Genomic DNA, 11,267 nt, shown 5'->3' on the forward strand with positions numbered 1-11,267 from the left:
GAACTTTCTCAACAGCCTGACTTTTGCAGGCTTTTAATGAAAATGGGCCGGTCAACGGCCAGCCCCTTATCCGATTCGCCCCCGAATTTTCGCTGAAACTTTCCCGCGACCATGCTCCTTAAGCCCGCCAATCGAACGGCTTTATTTCACTTCGACGACAAAAGGAACCGTAAACACCTTGCCCCGATGCTGGAACTCTCCCCAGATTTTATAGAGGCCCGCTACCGGGAACTCGGTCATGAACTGCGCTTCCGGACCGGTCGATTTCTCGTCGAGCGGATGAACATGAATGTACTGCTCCGCATCGGCGGACAGAATGACGACATGGCCGACGGCGCCCAAATACGGCTCCAGATCGTCAATGCCCTGCTTCGTCTCCGCATCGCGAATGGTGAACGTCAGCGTAGCGTCCTCTTTCGGTTTCGTGCTGCTGATGGCAAGCTCGATTTGTTTGCCATTTACTTCTTTCACCAGCTCCGGATCGGCCTCTACGGCCTTATGCCCGCTGGCTTTGCCCTTCACGTTCACCCAGTCGCTAAGCGTCAGGCCGGCTTCGCCCTTCGGAACGAAATCCGCAAACAGCTTGTAATCCCCGCCCTCCGGAAAAGAAGTGGCGACTGTAAATTTACCGTCTCCGATGAAATCCGGATGGATATGGTTGTAGAACGACAGATCGCGGTTGACGATGATCAGATGCAGCAGTTTCTCGTGGTTGAGGTCAAAATCGTTGACCGGGTTGCCGTTACGGTCGGTGATTTGCACGGTCAATTCGGCGTTCTCGCTGGCTTCGGCGCCGTCCCCGCCGAACGTGAACGATGCCTGGAAGCGGCCGGAGTCCGCTTGCTCGTCCGCGTCATGCGCGCCATGCTCGCCATGCGCTCCATGACCGTCTTCACCCTCATGGTTATCGGCACGCTCCCCCACATGACTGCCGGTATCCTCTCCTCCATGGCCGCCGGCATGCTTCTCATGGGCCTCTTCCGAGCCCGATTCATGTCCTGTCGGAACACTATGGCCGTTTCCATTGCCGCAGGCGGACAAGAGGACGAGGATGAGAATCGCCGGGATCCATATCATGTTTCGTTTCATTCGGTTGAAAACCTCCATTTCAATATGAAAACAAGCGGCCTTGCTGTCGCTTAATGGCGAATGTTGACGCGCTGCAGCCGCAGCGCATTGAGGACGACGGATACCGAGCTTAACGCCATTGCCGCACCCGCCACCCAAGGCGCGAGCAGCCCGGCAGCGGCTATCGGTATGCCGAGCGTATTGTAGCCGAGCGCCCAGAACAAATTTTGCCGGATATTGCGCATCGTCTTCCTGCTCATGTAAATCGCGTCCGGAATGCTCGCCAGATCGCCGCGCATCAGCGTGACGTCGGCCGCTTCCATCGCGACGTCCGTCCCCGTGCCGATCGCCATGCCGATATCGGCCGTCGCCAGCGCCGGCGCATCGTTAATGCCGTCTCCGACCATGGCAACCTTTTGCCTTCCGCCTGCAGCTTTCTCACTTGCTCCGCTTTCTCTTCGGGCAGCACTTCCGTACGGACGTGCTCGATGCCCACTTGCGCCGCGATCGCTCTGGCCGTCCGTTCGTTGTCGCCTGTCATCATAATGACCTGGATGCCCATTTCTTTCAGCCTGCCGACCGCCGCCTTCGATGTTTCCTTGACGGTATCCGCTACCGCCACCATACCGGCATAACGGCCGTCGATCGCGACCAGCATAGCCGTTTTCCGGCCTCCTCCAAGCGCGACATCGCATCGTAGGCATGTGCGGCTTCCACCCCGTATGTCGCAAGCAGCCGGCGGGTGCCGACAAGCAACCTGCGGCCTTCGACCTCGGCTTTAATGCCGAAGCCCGGGATCGCTTCGAACGATTGCGCTTCCGGCAACTCGACATTGCGCTCCCGAATGCCTGCGACAATCGCTTCCGCAAGCGGATGCTCCGAGTTTTTCTCCGCCGCGCCGACAAGGCGAAGAAATTCGGTCTCGTCGCCTTCCGCCGCCACATCGGTAAGCTTCGGTTTCCCGTGCGTCACCGTTCCGGTTTTGTCCAGTACAATCGTGTCGATTTTATGGGTTAGCTCCAGATGCTCGCCGCCTTTGAACAGAATGCCGAGCTCGGCGGCGCGTCCGGATCCCGCCATAATCGATGTCGGGGTTGCCAGCCCGAGCGCGCAAGGGCATGCGATGACCAGCACCGCAATCGCGTTTTCCAGCGCGGCGGCGAAATTACCCGGCGCTGCGAAGAAGAACCATGCCAGAAACGTAACTGCCGCAATGCCGACGACGATCGGCACGAAAATGCCGGAGATCACGTCGGCCACACGCTGAATCGGCGCTTTGGAGCCTTGCGCTTCCTCCACGACTTTAATGATCTGCGCGAGTGCCGTTTCTTTGCCGACCTTCGTCGCTCGGATCCGCAGCATGCCGTTTTTGTTGATCGTTGCGCCGATTACGGTAGCTCCGGGCTTCTTCTCGACGGGAAGACTTTCGCCGGTCAGCATCGATTCATCCACCGACGATTCGCCTTCCAGCACTTCGCCGTCTACCGGTACTTTATCGCCAGGGCGCACCAGCACAATATCCCCGACGATGACTTCTTCCACCGGCAACGCCAGCTCTTGCCCGCCGCGCACGACGAGCGCCGTCTTGGCCTTAAGGCCCATGAGCGATTTGATCGCTTCCGATGTCCGGCCCTTCGCAAGCGACTCGAACCATTTGCCCATCACGACCAGCGTAATCAGCACCGCGCTCGTCTCATAGTACAGCGAAGGCCCGTGATGGACGTTGCCGCCCTGCAAATACCAGTCGATCGTCAAATACAGGCTGTAGAAATAAGCCGCGGAAGTCCCGAGCGCGACCAGCACGTCCATGTTTGCGCTGCCGTTGCGCAGCGCCTTATAGGCACCGGTATAAAACGGTTGTCCGATATAAAATTGTACCGGAGTGGCCAATATAAGTTGAAACCACGGATTCATGAAAATATCCGGCGTATAGATCCATGAAGTGAACGAGAAATGCCCGACCATCGACCATAGAAGCGGAAAGGAAAGAATGGCCGAAACGAGAAACTTCCGTTTCTGGCGCCGGATTTCGTGCGCACGCCGGTCGTCTTCGGGGCGTTCTTCCCGCTTCTCGATCGCTTTATAGCCGAGCTGCGACACTTTTTGCTGCATATCGGAGATCGAAACCTCGCCCGGCAAGTATTCGACGCGAGCCGTCTCCAGCGCAAAGTTGACGGAAGCGTTCGTTACGCCGGGGAGTTTGCCAAGACCTTTCTCGATCCGATTCGCGCAGGCGGCGCACGTCATCCCTTCCAGCCTGAATTCAGCCGTTTCTTTGACCGTGCCGTAACCCAGCTTGTTGATCGCCGCTTCGAGACGGGCCGCATCCACTTTCGCCGGATCGTATGTCACGCTCGCTTGTTCCAACGCCAAGTTGACATTGGCGGATGTGACGCCGTCTATTTTGCTCAGGCCTTTCTCGATCCGGTTGGCACATGCCGCGCAAGTCATGCCGGTGATTTGCAAAGTCGCTTGCCTGTCATGGTTCCCCGCGCTTGCTTCCACTTCCGTTCACTCCTTACTTGTACAGGCGTTCATACGACGTCGTAGCCTTGTTCCTCGATTGCCGCCTTGATTTGCTCGGTCGTGATCCGGTTTTCATCATAAGTCACCTCTACGGTGCCGTTTTCGAGATCGACTTTGCCGGACGCCCCGATATCCTTCAACGCTCCCTCGACGGAGACGACGCAGTGACGGCAGCTCATCCCGTTTACCTGAAGTTTAATATTTGTCATATTCCTCATCCTTTCTTATCGCAGCCGATTTATTCGTGGCCGGCATTATTCCCGGCGACTTTTCGCCGCGCTCGACTCCCGGCGCGTGGCTCGCCGCATGGTGGCGGTCAACCATCCATATGTCGGGTCATGCCGTATCCGTTTCGTCGTATGTAGTATACCCCTCTACCCTATATAAGTCAATTATTTTTTACGGTACCCCTGTACCCTATAATATAAAAAGCAGCGTGCGATGCTGCTTCACTGGCGCAAACCGTACGGCGGTTGCAGGCTATTTGATCAGTTTGTTCATCGTAATCATCAGTTCGTTCAACACGTCCATGTCGCCTTCCTGAATGCGTTCGACGACACAGCTTTTCATATGGTTTTCCAGCAGCAGCTTGCCAACGCCGTTCAGGGCCGATTGAACGGAAGCGATCTGATTCAGCACGTCGTCGCAATAGGTGTCTTTTTCGATTAACCCTTTAATGCCGCGAATCTGGCCTTCGATCCGGTTCAACCGGTTGATCAGGCTGTTCTTGACTTTATCCGAATGATGGCTCTTCCGCGCCGTTCCTTCGTGGGAGCAGCATTCCGGGTCCGAAGCCGACCGCTCATTCGCCGATTCGATTTCCACGTTGTCTGCGCTCATGCGACTCGCCTCCTTTGATTGCCATTATAACATACCCCCATACCCTATTCAAGCAAACGAAACGACCCGGCGACCGTCGATCGGGGCCGACAGGCAGAGGACGCCGACAACAACCGCATGCATCCGTCTCCCCGCCGATCCTTCCTTTCCGCTCAAGCATCTTCCGTCTGCCCAAACGTCCCGCCATTCAATCTGCCTGCAAGTCGGCAAGCGCAGCGCACATCGCCAGCCGCTCCGGATCGACATCCTCTTTCCCATAGGCATCCAGGAACGTATCGGCATACCGATCCGTCTTCAAGTTGTAACGAAGCGTCCACAAGCCCCAATGCAAATCGTAATGCCGGTCGCCGACGCCTCCGTCCCCCACATCGATAAATCCCCGGAACGCGTAGCGCTCCATGACGATATTGGGCAGACAATAATCGCCATGGATGACCGTATCGTCGGCCAGACGCTCCCGCATCCGTTCAAGCTGGGCCGCAGCCTGGCCGATCCGGCCGCTGGCGGCAGCCTTGTCCAGCATTTCGGCCATTCGGCCCGGATACGGGCAGCCCTCCGCCGGAAGCCGGTGCAACAATCGCAGATGCTCGCCGAACGCAGCCGCCAGTTTTTCGGGATGCGCAAGATGTCCCGGCGATATTCCGTTTTCCCCTGCCACGGCTTCGGTCAGGAGATAATCCCGATTCTCATCCGAGCAGTAGGCGATTACCGCCGGGCCCAGCTTGCGGCTATGCAGAAAGCGGGTCATGCCGCACTCCCGTTCCAGAGCGCCCCGGCCGTTCATCTTCAGATACATGACGGTTTCCCCTTCAATCCGCAGCGTGACGGCCGCTTCGGAGAAGCTACAGTCATAGGCCCGGGCTCCCTTGACAAAGTCCCGTATACGATCCGGCAGGGAGCCGGGATCGAATCGTATCTCGTTTTGTCCCATTATTACCGGTCTCCCATTCCTATGATTTAGCGAAAATACCGGGACAAATGCTCCGCCGCCTTCACGATGCCCTGGCGTTCCGCTTCCAGCGAACCCCAATAGCGGTGATCCTCCAGCTCGATGCATATCGCCCCCTGGTAGCCGAGACGGTCGAGGCGAACGGCAATTTTGCCCCATTCGACTTCGCCGTGGCCCGGTATCGTATAGCGCCAGGAGCCTTCGGAGAAGCCGTATTTCGCTCCGAATGTAGCCGGCAATACGCCGCACTCGTACAATTCGTCATGCAGCAGTTCCGTATCTTTGCCGTGGCAATGATGGACGCGCTCTCCGAACTCCGTCAGCGCCCGCAAATAATCGATGCCGAGCCGCACCAGATGGGACGGATCGTAATTGAGGCCGAAATGGCGCGACGGGATGGCGTCGAACATCGCCCGCCACATTTCCGGCGTACAGCCAAGCGTCGGATAGTGCGGCGCAGGCCCGGGCCAGCCTTCGATCGCGATGTAGACTCCCGTCTGCTCCGCATGGCGCACGATGTCGGGGAACGTCTCTTTCCAGATCGCGAACCCCTCTTTTCGCGGCAACGTCATATCCTCCGGCACGAGACACATGAACATGACGCTCGCCCCGAGCTCCGCCATATCCGTCATTTGCCGCTTGACCGACTCCGCCGCCTCGATCCGTCTCCGTTCGTCCCGACTGAGCAGCGCGCCGACTTTGGCGGCGTCGACAGACCCGACGGTCAGCCCCGCCCGCTCCACCGCTTGTTTCACTTCCGGCGTCAGTTCGTGCACATCCAGTACATCCAGCCCCGCTTCCGCGGCCCAGGCCGCCGCCGCTTCGATGCCTTCCCCGCCGATACGCGGCGGAATCCGCATGCCGATTTTGCAGCGCATATGCCGAATCTCCCTTCCCATTTGAAATCTTGCCGCACGCAACGCCTCAAGCTAACGAAACCGAATTTAAACGGTTGCGTATGAGTTTATTACACATCTTTTCCAACATTTATGCAAGGAGGATTTCGGTATGAAGAAACAGATCGCGTCCGCCTTGGCGGCCACGATGCTGCTCGCCGCACTGCCGTTCACGGCGTCGGCGAACGGCGTGAAAGTAAGCGTAAAGGGAAAAGACGTTGTCTTCCCCGACGCGCAGCCTTACAAGAACGGCGGTGTCCTGATGCTGCCGCTCAGGCCGGCCTCCGGACCGCTCGGCCTGAAAATCGCGTTCGACAAAGCGTCCGGTACCGTGCGCCTCTCCGGAGACGATACGTCCGTCGTCTTCCGGCTCGGCAGCAGCACCGCGACCGTCAACGGGAAGCAGCGCTCGTTCGGACAAGCGTCCCTGGCGAAGCATAACCGGATCTATGTGCCGCTGTCCTTCTTCCGGGACGTTCTCGGCTATCCGACGTCGCTTGATGCGAACAAGCTGGAGGTATCGATCGGAAACGCCGCTTTGACGCCGGAGGAGTTGGCGGAGCGTGTGGTCGATCTGTTGGAATCCGGCCGCTATCAGGAACTGTACGGCTACTTTGACGATGAACTGAAGAAAGCGGTACCGGAATCCGAACTGGGGCCGGTATGGGAGCAAATCCACAAGCAGGCCGGCGATTATACGGGGATCGAAAGCGTAAGCGCGGAGCAATCGCAAGGGAATACCCTTATCACCGCCATTCTGAACTTCGAGCTGAAAAATGTGCAGCTGACGCTGGCGGTGAACGATCGGCAACAGCTGACCGGACTGTATGCGCAGTTTGTGACGACCGGCGATGACGCCAAGGCGCCGGCAAGCGTCGTCGAAGAAGAGACCGTCATTGGGGAAGGAACGGATTATCCGCTCGGCGCCACGCTGACGCTGCCCAAAACGCGAAAGGACCGGTTCCCGCCGTCGTACTCGTTCACGGGTCGGGACCGCATGACCGCGATGAAACGGTAGCCGGCTACAAGACGTTCCGGGATATCGCCTGGGGGCTTGGCGAACAGGGCGTTGCCGTTTTGCGCTACGACAAGCGGACCTACGCGCATGCGAATAAGTGGACGCCCGAACAGGCGGCGAAAATTACGGTGAAAGAAGAGACGGTGGACGACGCCATTGCCGCCGCCAAGCTGCTGAAGGAAGATCCGCGGATCGATCCGACGTGCGTCTACCTGATCGGGCACAGCCTCGGCGGCATTCTCGCGCCCCGAATCGATGCCGAAGGCGGCGATTTCGCCGGATTGATCCTGCTGGCCGGCTCGCCGAGATCGCTGGCCGACATTTTGTACGATCAGAATAACGCCTTTGTCGCCGCTATGGACGACAAGGACCCGAAGAAGGAACAAACCAAGCAATGGATCGAGTCGGAATATGCGAAGGCCAAGCGGCTCCAGGACATGAGCATGCAGGAGGCGCTGACGACAACCGTATTCGGATTGCCGGCTTATTATCTGAAAGAGATGGACAGCAAGCTTCCGGCAAGCTATGCGGACCGCCTGAGCAAACCGGTTCTCGTGCTGCAAGGTGAAGACGACTTCCAGGTGTACCCGGACAAAGACTACGTCCTGTGGCGCGAACTGCTTGGCGGCAAGCCGAACGTGACGTTCAAGCTGTACCCCGGATTGAACCATTTCTTCGTCGATTACGAAGGGGAGGGCGAAAATACGCCTGATGAGTACAACGTACCGGGCAACGTTTCGCAAGAAGTCATTAACGATATTGCCGGCTGGGTGCTGAAGCAATGAAAACACAAGAATACACGGACAGCAAACCCGAAAGTATTATTTAGCATTACCAAGTAATCTTAAGTATTATCTCATTACTCTTAACCGCTAGACGGTCCTCCCCTGGAGGGCCGTTTTTGCGCCTCATGCTTATCTTGCGTATCTTTCGCCTCATTCGTTTCATGCGTCTCATGCGTATCTTGCGTCTCATGCGTCGCCTGTCGCTTCCCGGTTCCATCCGAACTCCCAATCATTTTGTGCCAAAAGTACTGCATACAAGTACCTTGTCATCTTAAGTAATTTATATTATGATAGTCCGTGTCTTTTGAAATTCGGATGATTGTGGAGGCCGCCTTTGAATACCGAGATGCTGAAAGGGACCATCGACCTGCTCATTCTCTCAATACTTGCGGAGAAAGAAAATTACGGGTACGAAATTTCGAAGGCGATCAAGGAGCGGACGGACGGCAGCTTCGAAATCCAGGAAGCGACGCTCTACTTATCCTTGAAGCGGCTGGAGAAACAAGGGGCCGTTACATCGTATTGGGGAGACGTCAGTCACGGAGGCAGACGCAAATATTATTCGATTACGGATGATGGGACGAGGCTGCTGCATAAGTATATAGCGGATTGGAAACAGACGGTCGCCGTCATTGACCGATTTCTGTAACACTGCCGCCGCGCTCGTCTTCTGAGGGCCGCTTCGAACCGCTCCGCCGCTTGCGCTTTTCGTGGAGAGCGCGGCATTCGCCTTTGGCGCAAGCTTTATGGGGCTGTTCATCGTCTATAAAGCGATGGATACCGTCGCCTGCAAAAAGCTGCATCGGATCTGACCAACCGATCTAATCGAAAAAGGAGAACGATGATGGAACATTGGATAACGGAAGTGATGGAGAAGTTCGGGTATATGGGCATATTTCTTCTCATTGCAATTGAAAATATTTTCCCGCCGATCCCGTCCGAAGTCATCTTGACCTTCGGCGGCTTTATGACGACGTATTCCAGTCTCAGCGTTCCCGGCGTTATGATCGCGTCGACGATCGGCTCGCTGTTCGGAGCCGTCATTTTGTACTTGATCGGTTCGCTGCTTGATATTCAGCGTCTGGAGAAGATCGTCAAGCGATGGGGACATATTTTGCGGCTGACGCCCGAGGATTTGCACAAGGCCAACGACTGGTTCGCCAAATATGGCTTGTGGACCGTCTTTTTCTGCCGGTTCATCCCCTTGATCCGCAGTCTCATTTCGATCCCGGCCGGTATGGCCAAAATGAATTTCGGCGTCTTCATCGTGCTGACGGCTGTCGGATCGTTCATCTGGAATGCCGTACTCATCTATGTCGGCTCCAGGGTCGGCGCATCGTGGGAAACGATTGTCGAATATATGGACATCTACTCGAACTTCGTTTACGCCGGAATCGCCATTGCGGCCATTGCCGTCATCGTCTGGTGGATAAGAAAAAGAATGCTCAAAAGAAAATAGGAACATGAAAAGCAAAGCCGATCTCGCCCCGAAGGCAAGCATCGGCTTTTGCCGTGTATACCGGGAAAATGCGATTTCCTGCGGAACGCCTCATTCCGGCACATGCCGGTATTTATCCAGATCGATCGACCCGTCGACATCGACTTCGACGCCTTCGCTGCGCAAATACAATTCTTGCATCTCCCGGCCCTCGATGTCTTTGATCGCGATCTGGCCTTTGGCGTTGACGACCCGATGCCACGGCAACCGATGCGCGCGGCTCATCGCATGCAGGATGCGAACGACCTGCCGGGCTGCTCTCGGACTTCCGGCCTGCTCCGCCACTTGACCGTACGTCATGACGCGGCCTTCCGGAATTTGCTTGATAATTTCGATGACGCGCATCGTAAACGGCTGCACTCGCTCCCCCTCCTGCAAACCTCGTCATTGCGATTTTGATGCGAAAAGTATTACGGAAAAGTGTTATGTTCAAAACGCTTATCGTGTACAATGGAGAAAATCAAGCACAGCTGCGCCGGATAATCCGCTGACAGCGTGCAGCAGCACCCCCATTATAGCATAACCCTTCAGAAAGGAAGCTGCATGGCGACGGCAAGCGCCTTTCATTATCCCTTCCAAGCGGCACGGAGGTGACCGGACGAATGATATCGTTTAAACCCGAAATGGACGCGAATCAGGCTACCGACATCCTGCGGCAAACGCTCGGCAGCGCCGTCTCCGAGGTAACGCCGATCGAGCACGGCGAAATCAGCAGAGTGTTCAGCTTCCGGCATGGCGCCGGCGAATATGTCGTTCATTTCAAAGACAGCCGGGACGGCTTCGACAAAGAGCGCTATCTGTACGAAACGGTCTCCTCCCCGTACATTCCGATTCCGCGGGTTGCCGAGATCGGCGAGGTCAATGGCATCTTTTACAAAATCACGGAAAAGGCCCCCGGGCAATCGGTAATCAGCTATAAGGAGCATACGGTGAAGGCCATTCTGCCCGATCTGGTGCGCAAGTTTGCCGCTATCAACGAAGTTCGACCCGCCGCCCATACATCGGGCTACGGATGGATCGCGCCTTCGGGGGGCGGGTCGCATGACAGCTGGCCTGCCTTTCTCGCTTCGTTCTTCCAAGAGGAACAAACCGGCTTTTGGCACGGGTGGTATGCGCTGTTCGAGGAGACATTTCTGGAGCGCGACATATTCGACCGGCTGTATGCAATCATGATGGAGAAGGCGGACGCTTCGCCGCAAGAGCGCTATTTGGTGCATGGCGATTTTCATCTTGCCAACATGCTGTCGGACGGCCGCGCCATTACCGGTATCGTCGACTGGGAGATGGCCATGTACGGGGACTTCGTGTTCGACCTTGCCATCCAGCATTTGTGGACCCCGCAGCTGCAAATTCCCCGGCTGGTGCGGGACACTTGGGCCGGCGATGGCCGGGACATCCCCCGCTTCGAGGAGAGGCTGCAGTGCGCCTTGCTGTTCAAAGGTCTCGACGGGCTGCGGTTTTACGCCAAGAAAGGCGACCGCATCTCGTATGAATCGGTCAAACGCGATCTGCTGGAGCTGGTTTAGCTGGTTTAGGGAGCGTGTTACGATACCGCCAGACCGTTTTATTCAATGCCGCTGTTTTTCCGGTTTCGGACGTGTCTTCGCTGCTCGGCGGCGGGGCGTTATCGGATATATGAGCTTCCGTTATCTTTTTAACGAATCTGACAATCGCTATTTGGCGAAAA

11 protein-coding genes and 2 pseudogenes are annotated in these 11,267 nt (G+C 56.7%); 5 read left to right on the forward strand and 8 right to left on the reverse strand.

What is annotated here, in order from left to right:
• Positions 1-141 precede the first annotated feature (141 nt).
• The 6 genes and pseudogenes from PACILC2_RS22925 to PACILC2_RS22950 all read right to left on the reverse strand — a co-directional run bounded on the left by PACILC2_RS22925 (position 142) and on the right by PACILC2_RS22950 (position 6,261).
• A complete protein-coding gene (locus PACILC2_RS22925; protein ID WP_244863776.1) occupies positions 142-1,089 on the reverse strand; it encodes a DUF8832 domain-containing protein in 948 nt (315 codons plus the stop codon).
• Positions 1,090-1,139: 50 nt separating this feature from the next.
• Positions 1,140-3,483: pseudogene (locus PACILC2_RS22930) on the reverse strand (HAD-IC family P-type ATPase); the annotation flags it as partial.
• A gap of 119 nt (positions 3,484-3,602) precedes the next feature.
• Positions 3,603-3,803, reverse strand: a complete 201-nt coding sequence (locus PACILC2_RS22935; RefSeq protein ID WP_213531085.1) for a cation transporter — start codon at positions 3,801-3,803, stop codon at positions 3,603-3,605.
• A gap of 271 nt (positions 3,804-4,074) precedes the next feature.
• Positions 4,075-4,434 carry a metal-sensitive transcriptional regulator gene (locus PACILC2_RS22940; protein ID WP_082655008.1) on the reverse strand — a complete coding sequence of 120 codons (360 nt, stop codon included), beginning with the start codon at positions 4,432-4,434 and terminating at the stop codon, positions 4,075-4,077.
• A 187-nt stretch (positions 4,435-4,621) separates the two neighbouring features.
• Complete coding sequence (locus PACILC2_RS22945) at positions 4,622-5,365, reverse strand: aminoglycoside 3'-phosphotransferase (RefSeq protein ID WP_213531086.1); 744 nt, start codon at positions 5,363-5,365, stop codon at positions 4,622-4,624.
• A gap of 26 nt (positions 5,366-5,391) precedes the next feature.
• Complete coding sequence (locus PACILC2_RS22950; RefSeq protein WP_062489918.1) at positions 5,392-6,261, reverse strand: sugar phosphate isomerase/epimerase family protein; 870 nt, start codon at positions 6,259-6,261, stop codon at positions 5,392-5,394.
• Between the two features lie 130 nt (positions 6,262-6,391).
• Between PACILC2_RS22950 and PACILC2_RS22955 the strand changes: the two genes are divergently transcribed.
• The 4 genes and pseudogenes from PACILC2_RS22955 (at position 6,392) to PACILC2_RS22970 (ending at position 9,541) form a co-directional block, all read left to right on the forward strand.
• Positions 6,392-7,297 carry a stalk domain-containing protein gene (locus PACILC2_RS22955; protein WP_213531087.1) on the forward strand — a complete coding sequence of 302 codons (906 nt, stop codon included), beginning with the start codon at positions 6,392-6,394 and terminating at the stop codon, positions 7,295-7,297.
• A gap of 5 nt (positions 7,298-7,302) precedes the next feature.
• Positions 7,303-8,082, forward strand: a pseudogene (locus PACILC2_RS22960) (alpha/beta hydrolase family protein); the annotation flags it as partial.
• Between the two features lie 334 nt (positions 8,083-8,416).
• Positions 8,417-8,731, forward strand: coding sequence for a PadR family transcriptional regulator (locus PACILC2_RS22965; RefSeq protein ID WP_062489916.1), 315 nt, complete (start codon positions 8,417-8,419; stop codon positions 8,729-8,731).
• 195 nt (positions 8,732-8,926) lie between these two features.
• Positions 8,927-9,541, forward strand: coding sequence for a DedA family protein (locus tag PACILC2_RS22970; protein ID WP_213531097.1), 615 nt, complete (start codon positions 8,927-8,929; stop codon positions 9,539-9,541).
• A 90-nt stretch (positions 9,542-9,631) separates the two neighbouring features.
• Here PACILC2_RS22970 and PACILC2_RS22975 read toward each other — a convergent pair whose 3' ends face one another.
• Entirely contained in the window at positions 9,632-9,940 is a 309-nt protein-coding gene (locus PACILC2_RS22975; RefSeq protein ID WP_213531089.1) for an MGMT family protein, read from the reverse strand.
• Between the two features lie 242 nt (positions 9,941-10,182).
• Here PACILC2_RS22975 and PACILC2_RS22980 point away from each other — a divergent pair, with 242 nt between their 5' ends.
• On the forward strand, positions 10,183-11,106 hold the full coding sequence (locus PACILC2_RS22980) for a phosphotransferase family protein (RefSeq protein ID WP_213531091.1): 924 nt from the start codon (positions 10,183-10,185) through the stop codon (positions 11,104-11,106).
• Here PACILC2_RS22980 and PACILC2_RS22985 read toward each other — a convergent pair.
• A partial coding sequence (locus PACILC2_RS22985) for a hypothetical protein (RefSeq protein ID WP_213531093.1) occupies positions 11,078-11,267 on the reverse strand: 190 nt, incomplete at its 5' end. The two genes, PACILC2_RS22980 and PACILC2_RS22985, sit on opposite strands and share 29 nt — an antisense overlap.

The organism is Paenibacillus cisolokensis (assembly GCF_018403665.1).
Lineage (GTDB): Bacteria > Bacillota > Bacilli > Paenibacillales > Paenibacillaceae > Paenibacillus_AH > Paenibacillus_AH cisolokensis.